We start from the raw sequence: 24,985 nt of genomic DNA on the forward strand, positions 1-24,985 counted from the left end.
CACCAGCCATGATCGCGCGCCGCGCATGACCCACCGTCCGGCACTCATTTTCCGCAAATCTTGCCAGGGCGCCTGCTGATGGGCGCATACATCCTTCGACGCCTGCTGCTGATGATCCCGACCCTGTTCGGAATCATGCTCATTTCCTTCATCGTCGTCCAGTTTGCGCCGGGGGGGCCGGTGGAGCAGGTCATTGCCCAGGTCACCGGGCAAGGCGGCGGCGCCGATGCCCGAATCGGCGGCGGCGGCAACGATTTCAGCCAGGGCTTCGAGGCTGGCGGCGGCAATGCGCGCTATCGTGGCGCCCAGGGGCTCGATCCGGAATTTATTGCCCAGCTTGAGCGCCAGTTCGGCTTTGACAAACCGGCGCATGAACGCTTTGCGAAGATGCTTTGGGACTATATCCGCTTCGACTTCGGCGAGAGCTATTTCCGCGACATCTCCGTGGTAGACCTCATCCTGGAGAAGATGCCGGTGTCGATCTCGCTCGGCATCTGGATCACTCTCATCTCATATGGCATTTCCATACCGCTCGGCATCCGTAAGGCGGTGAAGGACGGTTCACCCTTCGACGTCTGGACGAGCGGCATCGTCATCATCGCCTACGCCATCCCCAGTTTCCTCTTTGCCATCCTGCTGATGGTCCTGTTCGCGGGCGGCTCCTTCTTCGACTGGTTCCCGCTGCGCGGCCTTACATCCGACAACTGGCACGAACTTTCATGGCCGGCACGGATCCTTGACTATTTCTGGCACCTGACATTGCCGCTCACTTCGCTCGTCCTCTCGGCCTTCGCCACGACGACACTGCTGACGAAGAACTCCTTCCTGGATGAGATCCGCAAGCAATACGTCACGACAGCCACTGCCAAGGGCCTGACAGAGCGTCAGGTGCTCTATGGCCACGTCTTCCGCAACGCCATGCTCATCATCATTGCCGGTTTTCCCGGAGCCTTCATCTCATCCTTCTTCACCGGCTCGCTGCTCATCGAGAGCATCTTTTCCCTCGACGGATTGGGACTGCTGGGCTTCCGCTCTGTGGTCGACCGCGATTATCCGGTCGTTTTCGCCACGCTCTACATTTTTTCTCTGCTGGGCCTCATCGTGAGCCTCATCTCTGACATAACCTATACGCTCATCGACCCGCGCATCGACTTCGAGCGGAGGGATGTTTGATGTCCGACATCCTGTCCAAGACGGAAGTGGAGAAGGTTCGCACACGCGCGACCCGGCCATGGCTCTCGCCGATCAACCAGCGCCGCTGGCAGAACTTCAAGTCGAACCGCAGGGGCTACTGGTCGCTGTGGATCTTCCTGATCCTTTTCGTGCTCACGCTTTTCGCCGAGTTCATCGCCAACGACAAACCGATCGTCGCGTCCTACAAGGGCGAGATCCTCTTCCCGGTCCTCGTCCACTATCCGGAAGAGAAGTTTGGCGGCTTCCTCGCCATAACGGATTATCGCGACCCCTTCATCCAGGAGGAGATCGAGGCCAATGGCTGGATGATCTGGCCGCCCGTCCGTTATTCCTATCGCACCGTCAACAGCGAGATCCCTGAGGCAGCACCCGCCAAGCCTTCCTGGCTCTATTCGAAGGAGGAGCGGTGTCAGCGCTATCCATTGGGGGCTGACGATCCCAATTGCACCATAGGCAACTGGAACTGGCTTGGCACAGACGACCAGGCACGCGATGTGCTCTCCCGCGTCATTTACGGGTTTCGCATTTCGGTTCTTTTCGGGCTGGTCCTCACCGGGCTTTCGGCGGTAATCGGTGTCTCCGCCGGCGCCGTCCAGGGTTATTTCGGTGGCTGGACTGATCTCATCTTCCAGCGTTTCATAGAGATCTGGTCTTCGATCCCGGTCCTTTATCTTATTCTCATCATCGCCGCCGTGCTGCCGCCAGGCTTCTGGATCCTGCTCGGCATCATGCTGCTTTTCTCATGGGTGGCGTTCGTGGGCGTGGTGCGCGCGGAGTTCCTGCGCGCCCGCAATTTCGAGTATGTGGCCGCAGCGCGCGCGCTCGGCGTGGCCGACCGCACCATTATGTTCCGGCATTTGCTGCCAAACGCGATGGTGGCTACACTGACATTCCTGCCCTTCATCCTCAACGGCTCGATCACTACGCTTACATCGCTCGATTTCCTTGGCTTCGGATTGCCGCCCGGCTCTCCCTCGCTCGGCGAACTCCTCCGCCAGGGCCAGCGGAATCTCAACGCCCCTTGGCTCGGTATCACCGGCTTCTTCAGCCTTTCCATCATGCTGTCGCTGCTCATATTCGTCGGTGAGGCCGTGCGTGATGCCTTTGATCCGAGGAAGACATTCCGATGAGGGGGTGCACGAGATGAAGCTTTCCCCGTCGCTTTTGCGCTGGCGGAGCGTTTTCGTCGGGAACCTTGCAGTGGGTCCATTGCCTTGAACGCGCCTCTCCTTTCCATACGCGATCTTTCCGTCGCCTTTGCACAGGGCGGGCAGGAGGTACTCGCCGTCGACCGGATTTCCTTCCACATCAATTCCGGGGAAACGGTCGCTCTGGTTGGCGAATCGGGCTCGGGGAAATCCGTCACTGCGTTATCGGTGCTGAAGCTCCTTCCCTACCCGGCAGCAAGCCACCCTTCCGGTGAGATTCTCTTTGAGGGACGTGATTTGCTGTCGGCTGACAAGACGGGCTTGCGAAAGGTGCGCGGCAACGACATCACCATGATCTTTCAAGAGCCAATGACTTCGCTCAATCCGCTGCACACGGTCGAGAAGCAGATCAGCGAAATACTGGAGATTCATCGCGGCATGAGCGGCAAGGCTGCCCGTGCGCGCACGCTGGAACTTCTCCACCAGGTGGGAATCGTCGAGCCGGAAAAGCGGCTCGATGCGTTCCCGCATCAGCTTTCCGGCGGGCAGCGCCAGCGCGTCATGATTGCCATGGCCTTGGCTAACGAACCAAAGCTTCTCATCGCCGATGAGCCGACGACCGCGCTCGACGTGACCGTACAGGCGCAGATCCTTGCCCTTCTCGCAGACCTGAAGCGCGAGCGGAATCTTTCCATGCTCTTCATCACCCATGATCTGGGCATCGTCCGCAAGGTGGCTGACCGGGTGTGCGTGATGACGGGGGGCAAGATTGTCGAAACCGGGCCGACGGCGGAAATCTTCTCCAACCCCCAGCACGAATATACCCGGCATCTGCTTGCCGCCGAGCCGAAGGGCGATCCGCCTGCGGCGGACATCTCCGCCGAAAAGGTGATGGAAGGCGACAGCATCAAGGTCTGGTTCCCCATCAAGAAGGGGCTGTTCCGGCGGACCGTGGACCACGTGAAAGCGGTCGATGGTGTGGATGTTATCGTGCGCGCGGGGCAGACGCTCGGCGTCGTGGGCGAATCCGGTTCCGGCAAGACGACGCTGGGGCTGGCGCTATCGCGCATGATCTCCTCCCAGGGCGAAATCCGCTTCCGCCAGGACCGGATTGACAACCGCTCCTTCCGGCAAATGCGCCCCTTGAGAAGACAGATGCAGATTGTCTTCCAGGACCCTTATGGAAGCTTGAGCCCCCGCATGTCAGTGGCCGATATCATTGAAGAAGGTTTGAAGATCCACGAACCCAAACTTTCGGCGGCGGACCGTGATGCGATGGTGGTTGGTGTGCTTCAGGAGGTGGGCTTGGACGCTGAGGCCCGCTTTCGCTATCCGCACGAGTTTTCCGGCGGTCAGCGCCAGAGGATTGCCATTGCAAGGGCAATGGTGCTCAAACCCCGCTTCGTCATGCTGGACGAGCCGACCTCCGCGCTCGATATGAGCGTGCAGGCTCAGGTGGTCGACCTTTTGCGCGACCTGCAGGCGCGGCATGATCTCGCCTATCTCTTCATCAGTCACGATCTTAAGGTCGTGAGGGCGCTTGCCAATGAGGTAATTGTGATGCGCGGGGGCAAGGTAGTGGAAGCCGGGCCCACCGAGCAGATCTTTCACACGCCAAAAACCGATTATACGCGTGCCCTCATAGCCGCTGCCTTCGATATCGAGGCGGCGCCCTCGGGCGCGGTCAGCGAATGACACAAACTCAGACGCCCTGGTGGACAACATGACCTGTACGGCGGGAAATGGCCGCGTCCTTCTTTCCATCACGGGATTCGACCCGACGCGCTGGTACAACATCCTGTCCGCCCGGAGAGCCGTTGTGCTGGAGCTGGACGGGCCGGAAGACCCCAGCATCGAATATGCGGTGGTCTGGAAGCAGCCGCGCGGTCTGCTGAAGCGCCTGCCTAATCTGAAGGCAATTTTCTCCATCGGGGCGGGCGTCGATCATGTGTTGGCGGACCCGGATCTCCCTGACGTTCCAGTAGTGCGGGTGGTCTCGCAGGACCTGACACAGCGCATGGTGGAATATGTGGTCTGGCGCGTGCTCGACCATCACCGTCAAGGGTTGTTCTACCGAACGCACCAGCAGCAGAAGCTCTGGCGCAGCACGCCGCAGCCTGTAGCAGGCGAGACGTCGGTCGGCATAATGGGACTTGGCGCGCTCGGCTCCGCCGCGGCCGGTGCAATGCTTTCGCTCGGGTTCGCCGTCAATGGCTGGAGCCGCCGCGAAAAGAGCATTGACGGTGTGACGTGTTACCATGGAGATGAGGGGCTTACCCCCTTCCTTGCCGCCACCGACATCCTCGTAGTGCTGCTGCCGCTGACGCGCGCTACCCGAGGCATCATTGATTTTTCGCTGCTGGAACGGCTGAGACAGAACGGGCATCTAGGCGGCCCCTGCCTCATCAATGCAGGGCGCGGGGGGCTGCAAAGGGAAGCTGATATACTGCAAGCGCTTGACGAGAACATATTGAAGGAAGCCAGCCTCGATGTTTTCGAGCAGGAGCCGCTTGACCCTGAAAGCCGGCTGTGGACGCATCCGCGCATTTTCATCACCCCCCATATTTCGGCAACGTCCCAGCCAGACCAGCTCGGGCCTGAGATACTGGCGCAGATGGAGGACTTTGAGCGCGGCGAGCCGCTGCGCAACGTGGTTGACCGGGACGCCGGATACTAATTGGGGCGGTATCCATTCATGTCAGGCCCGGCGGAGCGCTACCTGCGGGAAGTATCGATCGGCAAAGGCTGCGGCGTCGAGCGGCTGTGAGAACAAGAAACCCTGCATTTCCTGGCAGCCCATCCGCTCCAGCATCCTCCGCTGCTCGGCTGTCTCGACGCCTTCGGCGGTAACGCCAAGCTTCAATGCATGTGCCATGGCTACCATCGCAGCCACAATCGCGCGCCCTTCTTCTGCGCCCTCGCTGAGTGCGCGGACAAAAACGCGGTCGATCTTCAGCCGGTCGAGCGGAAAATTTTGCAGGTAGCACATGGAGGAGTAGCCCGTCCCGAAATCATCGAGGGCGATGCGCACGCCCGCCGATCTGAGGATTTGCAGAGTTGCGGTCGCCAGTTCGGGGTTATCGATGATGACTGCTTCGGTGATCTCCATACGGATACGATCCGGCGAGGTTCCTTCTGCGGCCATGATTCGGAGGCAGCGGCGGGCGAAATCGCGATCACGTAGCTGCACCGGCGATACGTTAACCGCAATCCATGGCACAGGAAGCCTGCCGGCCATGCGACACGCCTCCCGGAGCACCCAATCGCCGATCTGCATGATCAATCCGCATTCTTCCGCGATGGTAATGAGGAAGGCGGGGGAAATGCCATTGTGGGCAGGGTGCTCCCAGCGCAGCAGGGCTTCCGCTCCCGCAAGGCTGCCGTCGATGGCGTGAAGCGGCTGATATGCAAGACGAAGCCCGTTTTCGCTTGCCAGCGCCATGCGCAGGTCCGACTCCACGATGCGGCGTCGCCGCACAATGTGATCCATGCTCTCCGAAAAGAGCTGCCAATGTCCGCGCCGCTTCTTTGCCTCGTAAAGAGCAATGTCGGCTTTGCGCAGAAGCTCCCCGCGCCGGATTCCCGCTTCCGGCGCGACCGCAATGCCTAGGCTAAGCCCCACATGCACAACATCGTCTTCGAGTTGGAAGGGCTGATTGAAAACGGCAAGGAGGCGATCCGAAAGGCTTTTGGCAGCTTCCTCGGCGTATTGATCCTTGATCAACACGGCAAATTCGTCACCGCCCATGCGGGCAATAATGCCGTTCTGGCCAACTGTCTCTTTCAGGCGTGCAGCCGCCTGAAACATCAACTGATCGCCGGCACGGTGGCCGAGTGTGTCGTTCACCGTCTTGAAGCGGTCGAGATCGAGGAAGAGCAGTGCGGCCTGACCCTCCCCACCTTCCACGGCACGCAATTCACGGTCCAGATGGTTCTCGAAAAGAACGCGATTCGGCAGGCCGGTCAGAGCATCGTGAAAAGCCAGGTGGCGAGCGCGGACCTCGCTTACATGCAGCTCTCTTGAGGCGCGGCGAAGATTGCGCGCCAGATGAAAGCCGACCCCGAGGGTAATGGCAAGCGCCAGCCCCGCCCAGGGCGCAACCTGCCTTACAAGGCGCAAGCCCGGCCGGTCTGGTGTCCACGCGAAATATCCGATCGTCCGGCCATCTCGGGAAGCTATGCGTACACTGGCAGACGGTGGCTGGCCATGCCGTGCCGACACATATTCTATATCAGTCACGAGGGGTTGATGGGCGATTTCCTCCATGGTGGCCGGATCGATGAATTTCACCGCCACAAAAACCGCCTCTGAATTTTCGGGTACGGCAACGTTGTCGGTGTGGGAAAGAATGGGCTTGGCACTGACGATTGCAGGCCGGGCGGCAATCTCGTAGACGTCGCTTGCAGCGATATCCAACCGGTTGGCAAGGCCGCGCCTGGCTAGCCGCTCCCGCAGCCTTGAGATAATCTCTTCGGCCGCCTGCCGATCGTCGGTAAAGCGTGCCGGCGTGATCACTTTTCCGCCGATAGCCGCAAAAAACAGGTTCCCTTCCGAATCGCACACATAGATGCGGTCGTAACCGAAAAAGCGCTGCATCCAGCTTCTGAAGTTTTCAGCAAGCCATGTTACATCGCCCGAGGCCGCATGAAGGACGGCCTCGTCCCATACACTGAAATTCTCTTGCTGGTGAGGAATGTCGGTAAGCAGCCGCATAAGGCCATGCCGGACGAGGAACTTTTCCTTGGCGAGCGCCGCTTCATCCACCTTCAGTGCGGCAAAGAGGACGAAGCCCGCAAAAAGCGCAACCGCAAGCGCGGAGAGCAGGCCAATGGCAAATGTTATCCGTGACGTAAGAGTACGGGAGGAAAAACAGCGCATAAAGAAATACCTTAAAAATATGCGCGCGTTTTAACTGATCTCCTTTGACAATTTAAGCAAATAATTTCCTGGATGGCTGCGTCCCGTCTTTCGCGCACCGGTGGGACAGGCAGATATTTATGACCTACTGAAGGCCCGCGTTAATCTGGAATGGTTCCGTTCTCTGCAAGAACCTCACCCACCAGGTAGAGCGAGCCGCCGATCAGGATCCGCGGCGGAACATCCTCGCTCCAGGTAGTGGCAAGGAGCTGCAAGGCATTGGAGACGGAATGGACCGGCTCGGCGGAAAGTCCGGCTTCGAGCGCACGCGCGGCGAGCTCAACATTTGGCACCCCGGCATCGCTATTTTTAACGGGAACGGTGTAAACATGCCTTGCTATCCCCTCAAAAGCGCGGAAATAGCCAGTTTGGTCCTTCGTGTTGAGCATGCCGGAAATGAGGAAGAGGGGTCGTGGGTGCTTCTCCTCAGCTTCAGCAAGCGCTTCGGCGACGGCCGCGCCTGCGGCGGGATTATGGCCACCGTCCACCCAGATCTCCGCTCCTTCGGGCGCAAGAGCTACCAGGTGCCCGTCAGGCAGGCTCTGCATGCGGCCTGGCCAGTTCACCTGCATCATGGCCGCTTCCGCCGCGCTGTCGTTAACGGGGAAGCCGGCTGCCTTTACCGCAGCGATCGCGGCGGCAGCATTGGCAATCTGGTGTCGCCCAAAAAGGCGCGGGAGCGGCAGGTCCAGAAGGCCGTCCTCATCCTGGTAGACGAGACGGCCGTTTTCCTCCATTGCGATGAAATCCTCGCCATAGACCTTAATGGGGGAGCCGAGCCGGATTGCCGTGTCCACGAGCACATCGCGCCCCGCCTCCCACTCCTGCTGCCCCACTATCACCGGCGCTCCGGCTTTTATGATGCCCGCCTTCTCTGCGGCGATCAGTTCCACGCGATCACCGAGATAAGCCTCATGGTCGAGAGAAATCGGCATGATCAGGCTTACCGCCGGGCAAGGGAGTACATTGGTCGCGTCAAAGCGCCCGCCAAGGCCCACCTCCACGATGGCCGCATCCGCCGGATGCTCCGAGAAGAGCAGGAACATGACGGCTGTCAGTATCTCGAAAACGGTGATCTGCTGACCCTCATTGGCTTCGGCAGCACGTTCGACCGCTGCGGCAAGAACGGCATCCTCGACCAGCCGCCCACCGCCCCTTGCCGCCATCCTGTAGCGCTCGTGCCAGCGCACAAGGTGGGGGGAGGTATGGACATGGACGGCCTTCCCGGATGCCTCTAGCAGTGCGCGCGTGAAGGCGGCGGCGGAGCCCTTGCCGTTCGTGCCGGCAATGTGGATGACCGGCGGCATCTTCAGATGCGGATTGCCAAGGCGCTCAAGCAGCCGCTTGATCCGATCAAGGGAAAGATCGAATCCCTTGGGGTGGAGCGACATCAGCCGCTCGATGGCGCGTTCGGCGGTAGACAGAACGGTTATGGCGAGCTCTCCGGTAAGGCTTATGCCTGCGCGGGCTCGGCGATCCCCGCCGGCTCGGCTGACGCGGGTATTTCCTCGGAAAATGCTTCCTCTTGTTCAGGTGCGGTTTCCGGCACCTTCATCAGGATCTTCAGCAGGCGGGCAATTGTCGCTTTCAGTTCCAGCCGCGAGACCACCATGTCGACCATGCCGTGCTCCTTCAGGTATTCGGCTCGCTGGAACCCTTCGGGCAACTTCTCGCGAATGGTCTGTTCGATGACACGCGGCCCCGCAAAGCCAATCAGCGCCCCGGGCTCTGCGATATGCACGTCGCCCAGCATGGCATAGGACGCCGTCACGCCTCCGGTTGTCGGATTGGTGAGGACGACAATATAGGGCAGCCCGGCCTCCTTCAGCCGGTCGACGGCGACAATGGTGCGCGGAAGCTGCATCAGCGACAGGATGCCTTCCTGCATGCGCGCCCCACCGGAAGCTGCGAATAGGACCACCGGAAGCCGCCGCTCGATGGCCGTTTCAAAGCCCTTGATGATCGCTTCGCCTGCCGCCATTCCCAGAGAGCCGCCCATGAAGGCGAAATCCTGCACCGTGGCTAGGATCTCCATTCCTTCGATCCGGCCGATGGCGTTGAGGATGGCATCGTCAAGACCGGTCTTCGCCTTGGCATCGCGCAGCCGGTCCGTGTACCGTCGTTCGTCGCGGAACTTCAGCGGATCCAGCACAACCTTGGTGTTCTCAAGCGTCTCGTATTGGCCGTCGTCGAAAAAGAACTTCAGCCTGTCCTTCGCCGCAATTTTCATATGATAGCCGGATGATGGAATAACCCACTGGTTCTCCTCCAGATCCTTGTGGAAGACCATCGCGCCGGTTTCCGGACATTTGATCCAGAGATTCTCCGGCATCTCGCGGCGACCGAGCATGGAATTGATCTTCGGCCGGACGTAATTGGTGATCCAGTTCATGAATCAGACCCTTTCAAAAATCCTCCGCGCCAGAATAGCGGCAGAAATTGTCGCTTATTCGGCAGCGGCAGAAACGCGCGCTTGGCGCACACCTTGTGCCAGGCCCTGCACGAATTGCTTTGCGGCCTGCACGGCATCGCCCCCCGGCTCGCCATCGGCACCGAAGGTTGCGGCGATGGTATTGACGAGAGCGGTGCCGACCACCACTCCATCCGCGGCGGCGGCGATGGCCCGCGCCTGCTCGGCCGACTTTACTCCAAAGCCGACGCAGACCGGCAGGTCCGTATGTGCCTTGATGCGGGCGACTGCCTCGGCCACCTTGCTTGTGTCGGGCAGCGCCGAGCCGGTGATGCCGGTCATTGACACATAATAGACGAAGCCGGATGTGTTCTTCAGCACCTTTTGCAGGCGCGCGTCATCGGTCGTAGGGGTGGCCAGCCTGATGAAGTTGATGCCCGCCTCCAGCGCCGGGATACACAACTCCGCATCCATCTCCGGAGGCAGGTCGACGACGATCAGCCCATCGATACCAGCCGCCTTTGCATCGGCGAGGAAACGTTGCACGCCATAGATATATATTGGGTTGTAATACCCCATCATTACGATGGGCGTGGTATTGTCTTCCTTGCGGAAGCTTTCCGCCATCTGCAGTGTGCGCGCAAGCGTCTGACCGGCCTTTAACGACCTGAGACCTGCGGCCTGGATAGACGGGCCATCGGCCATCGGGTCGGAGAAAGGCATGCCGAGCTCAATGATATCGGCGCCGGCGCCGGGCAGCGCCTTCATGATCGAGAGCGAGGTTTCGTAGTCAGGATCACCGCCCATGAAATAGGTGACAAGTGCCGGGCGGTTCTCGTCCCTGAGCCGGGCAAACAGCCTGTCGATACGGGTCGTGGTCATGCGGGCTCCCTCGTCTCCTTGCGCAGCCAATCCGCATAGGCCCGATCGACATGGCTTATCTCCGCCGCCACGATCGCGGGCACCTCATAGGGGTGAAGCGCGCGCACCGCGTCGCACACCGCCTGGAAATGCTCCGTACGGGTCTTGAGCAGGAGAGTTACCTCTTCGGCTGTTTCCACCGCCCCCTGCCAGTGGTACCGGCTGGTTATCGGGCCGGAAATATTTGCGCAGGCCGCAAGTCTTTCGCTGATCATTTCAGCGGCGATTCTGTCAGCCGTGTTCCGGTCGGGGCAGGTCACCGCGATTTCGATGAAACGTGCCATCAGATCTCCATCCCAAGATACCCGGCCACGGAGTAGATGTCCTTGTCGCCACGGCCGGAAAGATTGACGAGGATGATCTGGTCGCGGCTCATCTTCGGCGCGCGCTTGATCACCTCGGCTATGGCATGGGAGGGTTCCAGCGCCGGGATAATGCCTTCAAGCCTTGTGAGAAGCTGGAAAGCTTCCAGCGCCTCGTCGTCACGGATCGCCACATACTCCACCCGGCCACTGTCCTTGAGCCAGGCATGCTCGGGTCCGATACCGGGATAGTCGAGTCCGGCCGAGATCGAATGCCCTTCCTTGATTTGCCCATCTGCATCCTGCAGCAGATAGGTGCGGTTGCCGTGCAGGACGCCGGCCCTGCCCGCCGACATCGATGCGCAATGCTCATCGCCCTCAAGCCCCTTGCCGCCCGCCTCGACGCCGACAATCGCCACCTGCCTGTCGTCGAGAAACGGATGGAAAAGGCCCATCGCGTTCGAGCCGCCGCCCACGGCAGCCACCAGCATATCCGGCAAGCGGCCTTCTGCCTTCAGGATCTGTTCTTTCGCTTCCTGGCCGATCACCGACTGAAGCTCGCGCACCAGTTCCGGATAGGGGTGAGGTCCAGCTACGGTGCCGATCAGATAATAGGTTTCCTCGACATTCGTCACCCAATCGCGCAGCGCCTCGTTCATGGCGTCCTTGAGCGTGCCGTTGCCCGAGCTTACAGGGTGCACCTCCGCGCCCAGGAGGCGCATGCGGAAGACGTTTGGCTGCTGCCGCTCAACATCGGTCGCGCCCATATAGATGACGCAGCGCATGCCAAACCGGGCAGCGACCGTGGCTGTCGCAACGCCATGCTGGCCGGCCCCGGTCTCGGCGATGATACGCTCCTTGCCCATGCGCCTTGCAAGCAGGATTTGCCCTACGCAGTTGTTGATCTTGTGCGAGCCGGTGTGGTTCAGCTCTTCGCGCTTGAAGTAGATTTTTGCGCCGCCGAGATGCTCCGTCAGCCGCTCTGCAAAATAGAGTGGCGACGGCCGCCCCACATAGTGCGCGCCAAGCTGCCTCACTTCCTCCCGGAAAGCAGGATCAGCCTTCGCCGCATTCCAGTGCGTTTCAAGGTTGAGGATCAGCGGCATCAGCGTTTCGGCGACGAAACGTCCCCCGAAAATTCCGAACATCCCCGCCTCGTCCGGACCGCTCCGGAACGTGTTCGCTGATACCGTATCACTCATGGAGTCTCTCCGTTGTCTCGGACAGCTGAACGCGCTGCGCGCACAGCGGCAAAGAAGGCCCTGATCATATCCGGGTCCTTCCTGCCCGGCCCGCTTTCGACGCCCGAGGAGATATCGATGCCACGTGGCTGCGCAAGCCGCAGCGCCGTGGCGATATTGCCCGCGTCAAGACCGCCGGAAAGCATGTAATCCACATCCGCGTCAAGGGCTGCAAGCAAGGACCAGTCGAAAGGAACCCCATTGCCTCCGGGAAGCAGCGCCCCTGCGGGCGGCTTGGCGTCGAGCAGGAAGCGGTCGGCCACGCCCCGATATTCGTCAAGTCTTGCAAGGTCCTCCGCTTCGCGGATGGAAAGCGCCTTCATCACCGGAAGGCCATAGCGCGCCTTCGCTTCCGCTACGCGCGCAGGGCTTTCCTGCCCGTGGAATTGCAGCAGGTCGGGCTGCATCGTCTCGACAATGCGGTCGAGCATGGGGTCTGCGGCATCGACGGTGACCGCGACGGCTGTGGCTTTGCTGATAGCGTTGCGGCGGAGGCGGCCGGCCTCGTCCGGCGTCACGTGACGGGGGCTCTTCTCGAAGAAGATAAAACCGATATGGCTCGCCCCGCCATCAAGGGCGGCGGCGATGGCCTCGTCGGTCTTCAGCCCGCAGATCTTGATATCGAGTTTCATGGCGGTGGAAGTGGCATGAAACGCTGAGGAAGTCGAGGATATATAAGGCGCTCGCGCCATAGCCTATTCGAACCTGATTGCCTGCAATGCTGTTCCATTGGCCTTCAGCCATGCCTTACAGCGGGAAGTGTCGGGGCAGAGTTCCTCGCATAACTTCCAGAAGCGCGGACCGTGATTCATCTCCCTCAGATGGGCTACCTCGTGTGCCACCAGATAGTCGATGACTGCCGGAGGCGCCATCATGATGCGCCATGAGAAGGAGAGCACGCCGTCGCTGGTGCAGGAGCCCCAGCGGCTCGTTGTGTCCCGGTAGCGGATGGCACGGGCAGGCCTGCCGACCTTCATCGTATGCTTGGCGACCAGTGCCTCGATGTCCCGGCGGGCTTCGCGCTTGAGGAAATCTTTGACACGCCGAGGCAGGTGCTGCCGCTCGCCATTAACAATAAGCAACGGCTGACCGTCCTCGCCGGTGGCAGCTCTGGCGGTGCCGCGGGCGCCCTGCTCATGTACGATAAGATGCGGAATGCCGCGTATCGGTATCCTGGCCCCAGGGCGCACAAGCGCTTCGGCGGGAAGCTCCTTCAGCCTCTCTTCAAGCCAGCCGCGGTGACGCTCCAGAAAACGGTCCACCTCGCTGGGCGGAACTCCCGGCGGCACGGTGAGCCGAAGACCAACGCCACCCGGTGCAATGCGCAGCGTCAAGCGACGGGCGCGATCATTCTCAACCACCCTCAGCGGCAGCTCGCGCCCGGCTACGCAATGGAGACGCTCGACGTGTCCGGCTTTGGAGGGCGCTTTGTTGAGCAGACGGCGCAGCATGTCGATAAGACTAGACGATTCGAGATGACACAGGGATAGCGCCTGCCTCGCCTATGTAAAAACGGCGCCAGAAGGCGGCGCCGTTCAAGAAGCAAGCGGAGTGCTCCGCGGCTACTTCTGCGCTTCCGTCACTTCGTTGGTAGGGGTGCGATTGTCTCGCTCCCGCATGAAGCGGTCGAACTCCTCCTGATCCTTGGCACGGCGCAATTCGCGCACATACTCGTCAAACTCGTCACGCATGACGTCGAGTTTGCGGCGCTCTTCGGCCAGACGCTGAAGCTCCTTCTCCCGCCATTCGTCGAAGGCGATATTGCCGGTGCGCAAATGGGCGCGGCCAGCCCGGCGGCAATTGGCAAACATGCCATCCGTTGCACGGTTCACCTCGTGCTTGAAGCTGCCGAGACGGTCACCCCAAAGAATATAGGCAAGCATGGCAAGGCCAAGCGGCCAGAAAACCATGAAGCCGATCACCATCAGAGCGATCGTCGCCGGTGTCCAGGCCGGGCGGATCAATGCAGATTGGGTCATCGTCACCAGTTCCTTTTCGCGGGGGTTGTACAAAGGAGATGGGATGATGAAAAATTGCTTTCAAGATTTTCCGCGCAAAAAATGCGACTCGATCCGCCTCAACGAGCGCGCTCGACCAGCGCCGAGGCGAACCGCAACATCATGTCGATATCCTGCGGCCGCGACAGACGATGGTCGCCGTCGCGCACGAGCGACAGGGTCACATCGTCGGTAGGCATATGCTCCATGAGGCGCAGCGCGTGAGCATAGGGGACGTCTGGGTCGGCCATTCCTTGCAGGATGTGGACCGGGCAGTGGGTGTCGATGATGCCGTCGAGCACGCGGTTCGCGCGGCCGTCCTCCAAAAGCTTTTTTGTATAGATGTTCGGCTCTGGAGAGTAGTCGGACGGCTCCTCGAAATATCCCTGCTCGTCCATGGCGCGACGCTGCGCTTCGCCCAATTCGGGCTCGATGAGTTCCAGCGTGAAATCCGGCGCCGGGGCAAGCAGCAGCAGCCCGCCTATGCGCTCGCCCTCTCCGGCCTTATGGAGTTCCTGCACCATGCGCAATGCGATCCACGCTCCCATGGAGGAGCCGACGAGGATTTGCTTGCCCTCGGTGAAATGGCGGAAAACAGCAAGGCTTTCGGCAAGCCAGCGCGAGATGGTGCCTTCCATGAAGTCACCGCCGGACTCTCCATGGCCGGAATAGTCATGACGCGTTACGGACAGGCCCAGCTCCGCACCCCATGAATCGAGCGCCACCGCCTTGGTGCCCATCATGTCGGAGCGGTAGCCGCCGAGCCATGCCAGGCCCGGTGCACGTCCCCGTCTGTGGCGCACGGCTATGGACGCGCCTTCCACTTCGATCCGGGTGGGTTTGACCTGATCCATGAAAACTCCCCGCTGTCCTGGTTGACGGCGATGACAATTGGCGGAACCCGTTCCGGTTCCGCGTGATTCTTCCATCGGGTTATGCTATTGACACATGGGCGGGCAAGCCAACATAGCCAACTGCCCTCTTTAAAATCTGCCAATCCTGTCAACAACTGGGAGATAACGACCATTCGCAGACCATTCAAAGCACCGCCGACCGTCAAGGAAGGCCCCCGAGCCAATCGGGATATTCGGGTTCCCCGTGTCCAGCTTATCGACGACGAAGGTAACAACCGCGGCGCCGTTTCCATCGAAGAGGCTTTAAGCCTCGCCGAAGAGGCGGGACTTGATCTTGTCGAGGTTTCGCCGAACGCCAATCCGCCTGTCTGCAAGATCACCGATCTTGGCAAGCTCAAATATATGAGCCAGAAGAAGGCTGCCGAAGCTCGCAAGAAGCAGAAGACCATCGAGATCAAAGAGATCAAGATGCGGCCAAACATCGACTCTCACGATTATGAGACGAAGATGAAGGCTGTCCGCCGCTTCTTCGACGAAGGGGATAAGGTGAAGGTGACGCTGCGCTTCCGCGGCCGTGAAATGGCGCATCTGGAACTGGGGATGAAGCTTCTGAACCGCGTCCGCGAGGATGTAGAGGGCATTGCCAAGGTGGAAGCTGAACCCAAGCTGGAAGGCCGCCAGATGATGATGGTGCTTGCTCCCCGATAGGCCTTGCGGTCCGGGCACCGGTTCTGGTGCCTGGCCACGCGATCGCAGCATCGGATGCTGCTTCACAAAGCGCAAACTGTTCTGTTGCACTTTTTCCCGCGCGCCGCTATGAAGGCGGCGTTTCGCGAGCCGTCCGGCAGGGCATGCCGTGGCGGCTCTGAATGCTTACGGGCCTTGAAAACCCGTCAGAAAAGGCGCCTTTGCGCCCACAATTTGGAGAAGCAAAATGCCCAAGATGAAGACCAAGTCGGCTGCCAAGAAGCGGTTCAAGGTCACGGCCACCGGAAAGGTGAAGGTGCAGGCCGCAGGCAAGCGCCACGGCATGATCAAACGTTCCAACAAGTTCATCCGCGATGCGCGGGGTACGATGGTGCTTTCCGATCCCGATACGAAGATCGTGAAGCAGTTCATGCCCTACAGCTTCTGATCACGGATAGGAACGGCTTTTAAGGAGATCATGTCATGGCACGCGTGAAGAGGGGCGTAACCGGCCACGCCAAGCACAAGAAGGTCCTGAAATCCGCCAAGGGTTTCTATGGCCGCCGGAAGAACACGATCCGCATTGCCAAGCAGGCGGTCGAGAAGTCGCTGCAATATGCGTATCGCGACCGTAGGAACAAGAAGCGCAGTTTCCGCGCGCTCTGGATTCAGCGCATCAATGCGGCCGCGCGCGAGCACGGGCTTAGCTATGGCCGTTTCATCGACGGTCTCAGCAAGGCTGGCATCGAGATCGACCGCAAGGTGCTGGCCGATCTGGCCGTGCATGAGCCGCAGGCTTTCGCAGCGCTGGTCGACCAGGCCAAGAAGTCGCTTGAATATCTCAAGGATACGACGCCCAACGCGTTTGAGAGCGCTGTCGCCTGAAGCCAGCGCTCCCGAGCACATCAGGAATATTCGGGAACCCGCGCTGGCTGGGCTGGCGCGGGTTTTTCGTGATTGCAGAGGCAGGTTTGCATGATTGCACATGGCCATAAGCAGAGGGACCGGTGCCGCCATGCAGCATGCCGCCGGGGCAGGGAAAGACCATGACGGATATCGAAGAACTGGAGAATGAGATCCTCGCGCAGATCGCCGCGGCGGGCGATGAGCAGGCTCTCGAAGCCGTGCGGGTTGCCTCGCTCGGAAAGAAGGGAACGATTTCCGAGAAGCTGAAGACGCTGGGGGCCATGTCACCTGAAGAACGGCAGGTAATGGGCCCGGCTCTCAATGGCTTGAAAATCCGAGTGACCGAGGCGCTTGCTCAGCGCCGCACCGAGTTGCGCGCCGCAGCGATCGAGGCAAGGCTGGAGCGGGAGAAGGTGGATGTCACGCTGCCCGTCCCTCGCCCGCCGGCGGAGCGGGGACGCATCCATCCGATTACCCAGGTCATCGACGAGATCGCCGCCATTTTCGGGGACCTTGGCTTTGCGATTGCCGAAGGCCCGGATATCGAGACGGACTATTACAACTTCACGGCGCTCAACTTTCCCGAAGGGCATCCCGCCCGGGAGATGCACGACACCTTCTTTTTCGAGCCGGATGAAAGGGGGGAGCGCAAGCTTCTGCGTACGCACACCTCACCGGTGCAGATCCGCACCATGGAAGCGCAGAAGCCGCCGATCCGCATCGTTATTCCCGGCAAGACATACCGCTCCGATTCGGATGCCACCCACACGCCCATGTTCCATCAGCTTGAAGGGCTGGTGATCGACCGGACCGCAAATATTGCGAACATGAAGTGGGTGCTGACCGAGTTCTGCAAGGCATATTTCGAGGTGCCTTCGCTGAAGATGCGTTTTCGCCCCAGCTTCTTCCCATTCACCGAGCCGAGCCTGGAGGTGGATATCCAGTGCGACCGCTCCCGGCCGGGCGAAATCCGCTTTGGCGAGGGCGATGACTGGCTGGAAATCCTGGGCTGCGGCATGGTGCATCCGAACGTCCTGCGTTATGGCGGGCTCGATCCGGACGAGTATCAGGGCTTCGCCTGGGGCATGGGTATCGATCGCATTGCCATGCTGAAATACGGCATGCCGGACCTGCGCGCCTTCTTTGACGCCGACATACGCTGGCTACAGCACTACGGCTTCCGTCCGCTTGATCTGCCGACCTTGTTCGGCGGACTCAGCAGCTGATTTCTATCAGGCAGGCTAACGAATATGAAAATCACCCTTTCCTGGCTCAAGGATCACCTCGACACCGAAGCGACGCTCAACGAGGTCGTCGACACGCTGACCATGATCGGCCTCGAGGTCGAATCAGTCGACGACAAGGCCGCCCTCAAGCCATTCGTGATCGCCAGAGTGCTAACGGCAGAAAAGCATCCCGATGCCGACAGGCTGAAGGTGCTTATGGTGGATACGGGTTCTGGCGAGCCGATCCAGGTGGTCTGCGGTGCTCCGAACGCGCGTGCTGGCCTCCGCGGCGCCTTTGCGGCTCCGGGGACGTATATCCCCGGTATCGACACGACGCTGTCGGTCGGCAAGATCCGCGGCGTGGAAAGCCATGGCATGATGTGCTCGGAACGCGAGCTTCAGCTTTCCGACGAGCACACGGGAATCATCGAGCTCCCGGAGGATGCGCCGGTGGGAGAATCTTTTGCCAGTTGGGCAAAGCTCGACGATCCGGTAATCGAGATCGGGCTGACGCCGAACCGTCCCGACTGCACGGGCGTCTACGGGATCGCTCGGGACCTGGCCGCAGCCGGCCTCGGCAGGTTGAAGGATAAGGTAATCGAGCCGGTGCGGGGTGCGGGCGAATGCCCTGTAAAGGTCCATATCGAGGATCCGGACCTCTGCCGCGTCTTTGCGCTCAGGCTCGTACGTGGCGTGAAAAACGGCCCTTCGCCGAAATGGATGCAGCAGCGGCTGACGGCAATCGGCCTGAGGCCGATCAACGCGCTGGTCGATATTACCAACTATCTCACCTTCGACCGCGGCCGCCCCCTGCACGTCTTCGACGCTGCCAAGGTGAAGGGCGATCTTGTGGTGCGCCGCGCGGTGGCGGGGGAAACGCTTCTTGCTCTCGATGGCAGGAAATACATGCTCGGCGGAGAAATGTGCGTGATCGCCGACGACAATGGAGTCGAATCGATCGCCGGCGTCATGGGCGGAGAGCATTCGGGCTGTGACGAGAATACCACCGATGTCCTGATCGAGGCGGCGGTGTGGGAGCCATCGAACATCGCCCGCACCGGCCGCGATCTCGGCATCATCACCGATGCGCGCTACCGCAACGAGCGAGGGATCGATCCTGCCTTCAACGAAGCGGGGATGGAACTGGCCACCCGCCTGGTGATGGAGCTTTGCGGCGGCAAGCCTACGGAAACCTTCACGGCCGGCCGGCCCTACGATCCTTCGGAGCGCAAGAGCGTGTCCTTTCCCTTTACGGAGGTTCAGCGGCTTACCGGGCTTGAAGTGTCCAAGCAAGAAAGCCTTTCCATTCTTTCCCGTCTTGGCTTCGAGCCGCAGGGTGATGCCGATGTCGTGGACGTGATCGTTCCCTCCTGGCGCCCCGACATCGACGGCAAGGCCGACCTCGTCGAGGAGGTCATGCGCATTTATGGCGTAAACCGGATCGAGCCGCAGGCGATGGTCTCCAAGGATGCCGTGGGCGGGCGGATGCTCACAAACGCCCAACTACGCACCCGCGCAGCCAAGCGGGCTCTGGCCGTACGCGGCATGATGGAGGCGGTGACCTGGTCGTTCATCCCCGAGGCTCATGCGCGACTCTTCTCCGGGAACCGCAAGGTACTCAAGCTGTCCAACCCGATAGCCGCCGACATGACCGCCATGCGTCCCTCGCTTCTTCCTGGCCTCCTGACAGCCGTGCAGCGTAACGCTGACAGGGGCTTTGCCGACGTAGCGCTGTTCGAGGTCTCCGACACTTATGAAGGTGAGGGGCCGGACGAGCAACGCCGCGTGGCAGGCGGCATCCGTCGCGGCACTGCGCGGCTTTCCGGCAATGGACGCCACTGGTCAGGCAACACGCCTGCGGTCAACGTGTTCGTGGCGAAAGCCGACGCGCTTGCGGTGCTGGAGGCGTGTGGCGCACCGGTGGACAAGCTGCAAGTAGAAACTGGCGGACCGAGCTGGTATCACCCCGGGCGGTCCGGCACCATCAAGCTCGGACCGAAGAATATCCTCGGCACGTTCGGCGAATTTCATCCATTGGCACTGGAGGAGCTGGACGTCTCCGGTCCGCTCTGCGGCTTCGAGATCTTCATCGACGCGATTCCCGAGCCAAAGGCGCGGCCGACGCGCACCAAGCCTCGCCTCGATGTATCGCCCTTCCAGGCGGTCAAGCGCGATTTTGCTTTCGTGGTGGACAAGGAGGTAGAAGCGGCGGCGCTCATCCGCGCTGCGGCCGCGGCCGACAGGAAGCTGATTACGGAGGTCAGCCTCTTCGACATCTTTGAAGGCGAATCCATTGGTGCGGGCAAGAAGTCGCTTGCCATCGAAGTCACCATTCAGCCGGTGGAGCGGACGCTTACCGAAGAGGATTTCGAGGCGCTGGCGGCAGCTCTCGTGGAAAATGTGCAAAAGCAGACCGGGGGCGAACTGCGCAGCAGTTGATAGGCAAACACCTTTCACGACAGGCAAAGAATGCTGTAGCCTGAAGATGGCCTCTTGGTAGTGGCGCCCGTCCGCCGCTTGAGAGCCATTCGAGGCATCTGCGCTCGTCGGGAGGTGTATCATGTTCCGCTGGGGCGTCCTGTCGACTGCAAGGATCGGCCGGGATCATGTCATTCCGCAGCTTCTCGATTCGGAGAATGGTGTCCTCACCGCCATCGCCAGCCGCGACGAAAAGCGAGCGCGTGCTTTTGCTGAGCGATTCGGCATTGGCAGGGATTATTCTTCCTATGAAGCGCTGCTTGCCTCCGCTGAGGTTGATGGTGTCTATATTCCCCTGCCAACCTCCCAGCATGTGGAATGGGCGGTGAAGGCGGCGGATGCTGGCAAACATGTACTGGTGGAAAAGCCCCTTGCGCTGAAAGCCGAGGAAATCGCCCGCGTCATCGAAGCTCGTGACCGCAACCGGGTGCTGATCTCGGAAGCTTTCATGGTGATCCACCATCCGCAATGGACGAAGGTGCGGGAGCTGGTCGAAGCCGGTGCCATAGGCCGGCTGCGCCATGTGCAGGCCGCCTTCAGCTACTACAACCGTGACCAGTGGGACATGCGCAACAGGCCGGAACTGGGTGGCGGAGGATTGCGCGATATAGGCGTCTATCCAATCGTCACCGCCCGCTTCGTTACGGGCAAGGAACCTGTCCGCGTCCAGGCACGGGTCGAGCGCGACCCGGCCTTTGGCACCGATTCCTATGCCAGTGTGAAGGCGGATTTCGACGGCTTCGAACTCAGCTTTTATATCTCGACCCAGATGGCCGCACGCCAGGTGATGGTGTTCCACGGCGACAAGGGCTTCATCGAGGTGGAGACGCCGTTTAACTCACGGATCTATGGTGATGACCGGGTGATTCTCCATGATGCCACGCATGATGTATCCACAGTGCACCGCTTTGGCGACATCCGCCAGTATCGCCTACAGGCGGAGGCTTTTGTACGCGCCGCACAGGGCGCAGATGCGCGTGTCTTCACACTGGAGGAGTCGCTGAACAATCAGCGCGTGATCGACGCGATCTACCGGGCCACCTCGCATGACGGGTGGGAGCCGGTGGACGCATCCGCCAACATCGTTCCATAGCTGCCTTGCAGGAAAATCTGCCGCTTCTTATATACGCCGCGTATCGCGTCTGACGTTTCCCCCGAACGTTGACGTGGCAATTCTTATGAACAGGGGCTGTTGCCTGGAACGCCGGTATGGGTCCTAACAGTCTGCTAAGCGGAGATGAATGATGGCAAAAGTTATCGGTATTGACCTCGGAACCACGAATTCGTGCGTCGCCGTGATGGACGGAAAGGATGCGAAGGTCATAGAAAATGCGGAGGGCGCGCGCACGACGCCTTCGATTGTTGCTTTCACAGATTCGGATGAGCGTCTGGTCGGCCAGCCAGCCAAGCGTCAGGCCGTCACGAATCCCGAGAACACGTTTTTCGCCATCAAGCGTCTTATTGGCCGCCGTTATGAAGACCCGACCGTAGAGAGTGACAAGAAGCTTGTCCCCTACAAGATCGTAAAGGCGGATAATGGTGATGCCTGGGTGCAATCCCAGGGCGAGAAATACTCCCCCTCACAGATATCCGCGATGATCCTTCAGAAGATGAAGGAGACGGCCGAGTCCTATCTCGGCGAGAAGGTAGAGAAAGCGGTCATTACCGTTCCGGCCTATTTCAACGACGCGCAACGCCAGGCCACGAAGGACGCCGGCAGGATCGCAGGGCTTGAAGTGCTCCGCATCATCAACGAGCCGACAGCCGCGGCTCTTGCCTACGGTCTTGACAAGAAGGACGGCAAGACCATTGCCGTCTATGACCTGGGCGGCGGTACCTTCGATATCTCGATCCTTGAGATAGGCGATGGTGTGTTCGAGGTGAAGTCGACCAATGGCGACACCTTCCTGGGCGGCGAAGACTTCGACATGCGCCTCGTTAATTACCTGGCGGATGAGTTCAAGAAGGAGCAGGGAATCGACCTGAAGAACGACAAGCTCGCCCTCCAGCGCCTGAAGGAAGCAGCGGAGAAGGCCAAGATTGAGCTTTCGTCCGCCTCCCAGACAGAAATCAACCTTCCCTTCATCACCGCGGATCAGACCGGTCCCAAGCATCTGGCCATGAAGCTGACCCGGGCAAAGTTCGAAAGCCTTGTGGACGATCTGGTCCAGCGTACCATTGAGCCCTGCAAGGCAGCACTCAAGGATGCCGGGCTCAATGCCGGTGAGATCGACGAGGTGGTCCTTGTCGGTGGTATGACCCGCATGCCCAAGGTGCAGGAGACGGTTAAGAACTTCTTCGGCAAGGAGCCGCACAAGGGCGTCAACCCCGATGAGGTCGTGGCTATGGGTGCGGCTATTCAGGCCGGTGTGTTGCAGGGTGACGTGAAGGACGTTCTGCTTCTCGATGTGACCCCGCTTTCGCTGGGCATCGAGACGCTTGGAGGTGTCTTCACCCGGCTGATCGACCGCAACACGACGATCCCGACCAAGAAGAGCCAGGTCTTTTCAACTGCCGAGGACAACCAGAACGCTGTAACGATCCGCGTCTTCCAAGGCGAGCGCGAGATGGCAGCCGACAACAAGCTTCTCGGCCAGTTTGACCTCGTCGGTATTCCGCCTGCACCGCGCGGAGTGCCCCAAATTGAAGTCGCCTTCGACATTGACGCCAATGGCATTGTCAATGTTTCGGCCAAGGACAAGGGCACCGGCAAGGAGCAGCAGATCCGCATCCAGGCCTCCGGCGGTCTCACCGATGACGAGATCGAGAAAATGGTCAAGGATGCCGAGGCCAACGCGGAAGCCGACAAGCAGCGGCGTGAGATGGTCGAGGTAAAGAACCAGGCGGAGGCTCTCATCCACTCATCGGAGAAGTCCCTGAGCGAATATGGCGACAAGGTTTCTGAGGACGATCGGAAGGCCATCGAGAATGCCATTGCTGAACTGAAGACCGCAACCGAAGGCGAGGATGCGGAAGCGATCAAGGCCAAGACGACAGCGCTTGCCGAAGCTTCTATGAAGCTTGGCCAGGCCATGTATGAGGCAAGCCAGGCCGAAGAGCCGTCCGAGGGTTCGTCTTCCGGCAGCGACGAGAAGCCTAATGACGACGTCGTGGACGCCGACTTTGAGGAGATCGACGAGGACGGCAAGAAGTCAGCCTGACTGCTGGCAGGAAATGTTGGCCCGGATCGGCAACGGTCCGGGCCTTCTCTTTGGAAGAAACGGCCGGCCTTCGCTGCTGATCACTCACGAAAGTAGTACTCTGCAGCAGGCGCTAGCAAAATGCTTCAAGCTATGGCATTCGCTCTAACGAATAACTAGATAGCGGGCACCTAACGGGAGCGGCGTCCGCGCTTGACGAAGACCATGCGGGATCTCTGATACATGAAGGCAGATTTTTACGAGACGCTCAGCGTATCGAGAAACGCCGACGAAAAAGAACTGAAAAGCGCATTCCGCAAGCTCGCCATGAAGTACCACCCGGACCGCAACCCGGGTGACAAGGAGGCGGAGCAGAAGTTCAAGGAGATCAACGAAGCCTACGAGACCTTGCGCGATCCGCAAAAACGCGCAGCCTATGACCGCTTTGGCCATGCCGCATTCGAGAATGGCGGAATGGGCAGCCGCGGGGGCGGTTTCCACTCCGGAGGCTTCGCCGACATTTTCGAAGATATTTTCGGAGACATTATGGGCGGCCGCCGACGCGGCGGTGGGCGAGATCGCGGTGCCGATCTGCGCTACAACATGGAGATCACCCTGGAGGAAGCCTTTACAGGCAAGACGGCGCAGATTCATGTGCCGACCTCCGTCACCTGCGATGAATGCACAGGTTCTGGTGCACGTCCCGGGTCCACGCCAGTTCAGTGTCCCATGTGTCACGGCGCCGGACGGGTCCGGGCATCCCAAGGGTTTTTCTCGGTTGAGCGTACCTGCCCGCATTGTCAGGGCCGCGGCGAGGTTGTCAACGATCCCTGCGACAAGTGTGCCGGGCATGGCAGGGTCACAGAGGAACGCACGCTTTCCGTCAACATCCCCGCGGGCATCGAGGACGGCACACGGATCCGTCTTGCCGGTGAAGGCGAGGCCGGCTTGCGGGGCGGCCCTGCGGGTGACCTTTACATCTTCCTCTCGGTCAAACCCCACGAGTTTTTCCAACGCGACGGTGCGGATCTTTATTGCAAGGTTCCCATTTCCATGACGACCGCTGCTCTTGGCGGGTCCTTCGAGGTCACAACACTGGACGGAACGCAGGCGCGCGTTAAGATTCCCGAGGGAACACAGAACGGGCGACAGTTCCGCCTGCGTGGCAAGGGAATGCCCGTTCTGAGACAGCCGCAGGTCGGCGACCTTTACATACAGGTTGCGGTGGAGACGCCGCAGAATCTGACGAAACGCCAGCGGGAATTGCTTGAAGAGTTCGAAAAGATATCCTCTCACGAAAACAGCCCTCAATCGACGGGCTTCTTCTCCCGAATGAAGGACTTTTTCGAATCCTTCAGCGAGTGACTGGCGCATAGTCGCGGGCTTTTAACGAGAACCCGCTAACATGTTGGCAGGTCCAGTGTCCTGGTGGATGACACGGCGTTAAAGGCGGCGGTAGCCGACAGATGCCCAACTCGTTTTGGAGCAGGGGCTACTTGAATAAATTGATTGCCATTAGGGCGTTTTTGGATGGACGCATGGTGATCGGGAAGTGTAGCACAT

At 60.2% G+C, this 24,985-nt stretch carries 22 protein-coding genes; 12 read left to right on the plus strand and 10 right to left on the minus strand.

The window, feature by feature from the left end:
* Positions 1-78: 78 nt before the first annotated feature.
* From HUS57_RS14320 to HUS57_RS14335, 4 genes are all read left to right on the plus strand, one after another.
* The gene (locus tag HUS57_RS14320; protein WP_173934574.1) at positions 79-1,173 is read left to right on the plus strand and encodes a microcin C ABC transporter permease YejB; all 1,095 of its coding nucleotides are present in this window, start codon (positions 79-81) and stop codon (positions 1,171-1,173) included.
* Positions 1,173-2,324, plus strand: a complete 1,152-nt coding sequence (locus tag HUS57_RS14325) for an ABC transporter permease (RefSeq protein WP_173934575.1) — start codon at positions 1,173-1,175, stop codon at positions 2,322-2,324. The genes HUS57_RS14320 and HUS57_RS14325 overlap by 1 nt, the downstream gene beginning before the upstream one ends.
* Before the next feature lie 84 nt (positions 2,325-2,408).
* Entirely contained in the window at positions 2,409-4,037 is a 1,629-nt protein-coding gene (locus tag HUS57_RS14330; RefSeq protein ID WP_173934576.1) for an ABC transporter ATP-binding protein, read from the plus strand.
* Positions 4,038-4,065: 28 nt separating this feature from the next.
* Positions 4,066-5,019 (plus strand): glyoxylate/hydroxypyruvate reductase A, encoded by a 954-nt coding sequence (locus tag HUS57_RS14335; RefSeq protein WP_173934577.1) that lies wholly within the window; start codon positions 4,066-4,068, stop codon positions 5,017-5,019.
* A 21-nt stretch (positions 5,020-5,040) separates the two neighbouring features.
* Here the strand turns inward: HUS57_RS14335 and HUS57_RS14340 are convergent, their stop codons facing one another.
* The 10 genes from HUS57_RS14340 to HUS57_RS14385 form a co-directional block, all read right to left on the minus strand.
* Complete coding sequence (locus tag HUS57_RS14340) at positions 5,041-7,221, minus strand: EAL domain-containing protein (protein ID WP_173934578.1); 2,181 nt, start codon at positions 7,219-7,221, stop codon at positions 5,041-5,043.
* A 140-nt stretch (positions 7,222-7,361) separates the two neighbouring features.
* Complete coding sequence (locus HUS57_RS14345) at positions 7,362-8,693, minus strand: folylpolyglutamate synthase/dihydrofolate synthase family protein (protein ID WP_173935207.1); 1,332 nt, start codon at positions 8,691-8,693, stop codon at positions 7,362-7,364.
* Between the two features lie 20 nt (positions 8,694-8,713).
* Positions 8,714-9,652, minus strand: coding sequence for an acetyl-CoA carboxylase, carboxyltransferase subunit beta (gene accD, locus HUS57_RS14350; RefSeq protein ID WP_173934579.1), 939 nt, complete (start codon positions 9,650-9,652; stop codon positions 8,714-8,716).
* A gap of 54 nt (positions 9,653-9,706) precedes the next feature.
* A complete protein-coding gene (trpA, locus tag HUS57_RS14355) occupies positions 9,707-10,552 on the minus strand; it encodes a tryptophan synthase subunit alpha (RefSeq protein ID WP_173934580.1) in 846 nt (281 codons plus the stop codon).
* Positions 10,549-10,875 carry a divalent-cation tolerance protein CutA gene (cutA, locus tag HUS57_RS14360; RefSeq protein ID WP_173934581.1) on the minus strand — a complete coding sequence of 109 codons (327 nt, stop codon included), beginning with the start codon at positions 10,873-10,875 and terminating at the stop codon, positions 10,549-10,551. The genes trpA and cutA overlap by 4 nt, the downstream gene beginning before the upstream one ends.
* Complete coding sequence (gene trpB, locus HUS57_RS14365) at positions 10,875-12,095, minus strand: tryptophan synthase subunit beta (RefSeq protein ID WP_173934582.1); 1,221 nt, start codon at positions 12,093-12,095, stop codon at positions 10,875-10,877. The genes cutA and trpB overlap by 1 nt, the downstream gene beginning before the upstream one ends.
* Positions 12,092-12,766, minus strand: coding sequence for a phosphoribosylanthranilate isomerase (locus HUS57_RS14370; RefSeq protein ID WP_173934583.1), 675 nt, complete (start codon positions 12,764-12,766; stop codon positions 12,092-12,094). The genes trpB and HUS57_RS14370 overlap by 4 nt, the downstream gene beginning before the upstream one ends.
* 63 nt (positions 12,767-12,829) lie before the next feature.
* Positions 12,830-13,585, minus strand: a complete 756-nt coding sequence (locus HUS57_RS14375) for a M48 family metallopeptidase (protein ID WP_173934584.1) — start codon at positions 13,583-13,585, stop codon at positions 12,830-12,832.
* 111 nt (positions 13,586-13,696) lie between these two features.
* The gene (locus tag HUS57_RS14380) at positions 13,697-14,113 is read right to left on the minus strand and encodes a DUF2852 domain-containing protein (protein WP_173934585.1); all 417 of its coding nucleotides are present in this window, start codon (positions 14,111-14,113) and stop codon (positions 13,697-13,699) included.
* A gap of 98 nt (positions 14,114-14,211) precedes the next feature.
* Positions 14,212-14,985: an alpha/beta hydrolase gene (locus HUS57_RS14385; protein ID WP_173934586.1), complete on the minus strand. Its 774-nt coding sequence runs from the start codon at positions 14,983-14,985 to the stop codon at positions 14,212-14,214.
* 171 nt (positions 14,986-15,156) lie between these two features.
* On the opposite strand from HUS57_RS14385, the gene infC reads away from it, so the two are divergent.
* The 8 genes from infC to dnaJ all read left to right on the plus strand — a co-directional run bounded on the left by infC (position 15,157) and on the right by dnaJ (position 24,787).
* Positions 15,157-15,693 (plus strand): translation initiation factor IF-3, encoded by a 537-nt coding sequence (gene infC / locus HUS57_RS14390; RefSeq protein WP_173935208.1) that lies wholly within the window; start codon positions 15,157-15,159, stop codon positions 15,691-15,693.
* Positions 15,694-15,919: 226 nt separating this feature from the next.
* Positions 15,920-16,120: a 50S ribosomal protein L35 gene (gene rpmI / locus HUS57_RS14395; protein WP_173934587.1), complete on the plus strand. Its 201-nt coding sequence runs from the start codon at positions 15,920-15,922 to the stop codon at positions 16,118-16,120.
* Positions 16,121-16,155: 35 nt separating this feature from the next.
* Positions 16,156-16,557 carry a 50S ribosomal protein L20 gene (gene rplT / locus HUS57_RS14400; RefSeq protein WP_173934588.1) on the plus strand — a complete coding sequence of 134 codons (402 nt, stop codon included), beginning with the start codon at positions 16,156-16,158 and terminating at the stop codon, positions 16,555-16,557.
* 161 nt (positions 16,558-16,718) lie between these two features.
* On the plus strand, positions 16,719-17,804 hold the full coding sequence (gene pheS, locus HUS57_RS14405) for a phenylalanine--tRNA ligase subunit alpha (RefSeq protein WP_173934589.1): 1,086 nt from the start codon (positions 16,719-16,721) through the stop codon (positions 17,802-17,804).
* A 24-nt stretch (positions 17,805-17,828) separates the two neighbouring features.
* The gene (gene pheT, locus HUS57_RS14410; protein ID WP_173934590.1) at positions 17,829-20,243 is read left to right on the plus strand and encodes a phenylalanine--tRNA ligase subunit beta; all 2,415 of its coding nucleotides are present in this window, start codon (positions 17,829-17,831) and stop codon (positions 20,241-20,243) included.
* Positions 20,244-20,364: 121 nt separating this feature from the next.
* Positions 20,365-21,375 carry a Gfo/Idh/MocA family oxidoreductase gene (locus HUS57_RS14415; RefSeq protein WP_173934591.1) on the plus strand — a complete coding sequence of 337 codons (1,011 nt, stop codon included), beginning with the start codon at positions 20,365-20,367 and terminating at the stop codon, positions 21,373-21,375.
* A 151-nt stretch (positions 21,376-21,526) separates the two neighbouring features.
* On the plus strand, positions 21,527-23,443 hold the full coding sequence (gene dnaK, locus HUS57_RS14420) for a molecular chaperone DnaK (protein WP_173935209.1): 1,917 nt from the start codon (positions 21,527-21,529) through the stop codon (positions 23,441-23,443).
* A 222-nt stretch (positions 23,444-23,665) separates the two neighbouring features.
* On the plus strand, positions 23,666-24,787 hold the full coding sequence (dnaJ, locus tag HUS57_RS14425) for a molecular chaperone DnaJ (RefSeq protein ID WP_173934592.1): 1,122 nt from the start codon (positions 23,666-23,668) through the stop codon (positions 24,785-24,787).
* Positions 24,788-24,985 lie beyond the last annotated feature (198 nt).

This window comes from Chelativorans sp. Marseille-P2723, assembly GCF_902809845.1.
Lineage (GTDB): Bacteria > Pseudomonadota > Alphaproteobacteria > Rhizobiales > Rhizobiaceae > Chelativorans.

Excerpts from the sequence above, each read along its gene's own strand:
- HUS57_RS14320 (WP_173934574.1), top strand. The coding sequence starts at position 79 with ATGGGCGCATACATCCTTCGACGCCTGCTGCTGATGATCCCGACCCTG.
- HUS57_RS14325 (WP_173934575.1), top strand. The coding sequence starts at position 1,173 with ATGTCCGACATCCTGTCCAAGACGGAAGTGGAGAAGGTTCGCACACGC.
- HUS57_RS14335 (WP_173934577.1), top strand. The coding sequence starts at position 4,066 with ATGACCTGTACGGCGGGAAATGGCCGCGTCCTTCTTTCCATCACGGGA.
- HUS57_RS14340 (WP_173934578.1), bottom strand. The coding sequence starts at position 7,221 with ATGCGCTGTTTTTCCTCCCGTACTCTTACGTCACGGATAACATTTGCC.
- accD (WP_173934579.1), bottom strand. The coding sequence starts at position 9,652 with ATGAACTGGATCACCAATTACGTCCGGCCGAAGATCAATTCCATGCTC.
- trpA (WP_173934580.1), bottom strand. The coding sequence starts at position 10,552 with ATGACCACGACCCGTATCGACAGGCTGTTTGCCCGGCTCAGGGACGAG.
- cutA (WP_173934581.1), bottom strand. The coding sequence starts at position 10,875 with ATGGCACGTTTCATCGAAATCGCGGTGACCTGCCCCGACCGGAACACG.
- trpB (WP_173934582.1), bottom strand. The coding sequence starts at position 12,095 with ATGAGTGATACGGTATCAGCGAACACGTTCCGGAGCGGTCCGGACGAG.
- HUS57_RS14370 (WP_173934583.1), bottom strand. The coding sequence starts at position 12,766 with ATGAAACTCGATATCAAGATCTGCGGGCTGAAGACCGACGAGGCCATC.
- HUS57_RS14375 (WP_173934584.1), bottom strand. The coding sequence starts at position 13,585 with ATGCTGCGCCGTCTGCTCAACAAAGCGCCCTCCAAAGCCGGACACGTC.
- HUS57_RS14380 (WP_173934585.1), bottom strand. The coding sequence starts at position 14,113 with ATGACCCAATCTGCATTGATCCGCCCGGCCTGGACACCGGCGACGATC.
- HUS57_RS14385 (WP_173934586.1), bottom strand. The coding sequence starts at position 14,985 with ATGGATCAGGTCAAACCCACCCGGATCGAAGTGGAAGGCGCGTCCATA.
- rpmI (WP_173934587.1), top strand. The coding sequence starts at position 15,920 with ATGCCCAAGATGAAGACCAAGTCGGCTGCCAAGAAGCGGTTCAAGGTC.
- rplT (WP_173934588.1), top strand. The coding sequence starts at position 16,156 with ATGGCACGCGTGAAGAGGGGCGTAACCGGCCACGCCAAGCACAAGAAG.
- pheS (WP_173934589.1), top strand. The coding sequence starts at position 16,719 with ATGACGGATATCGAAGAACTGGAGAATGAGATCCTCGCGCAGATCGCC.
- pheT (WP_173934590.1), top strand. The coding sequence starts at position 17,829 with ATGAAAATCACCCTTTCCTGGCTCAAGGATCACCTCGACACCGAAGCG.
- HUS57_RS14415 (WP_173934591.1), top strand. The coding sequence starts at position 20,365 with ATGTTCCGCTGGGGCGTCCTGTCGACTGCAAGGATCGGCCGGGATCAT.
- dnaK (WP_173935209.1), top strand. The coding sequence starts at position 21,527 with ATGGCAAAAGTTATCGGTATTGACCTCGGAACCACGAATTCGTGCGTC.
- dnaJ (WP_173934592.1), top strand. The coding sequence starts at position 23,666 with ATGAAGGCAGATTTTTACGAGACGCTCAGCGTATCGAGAAACGCCGAC.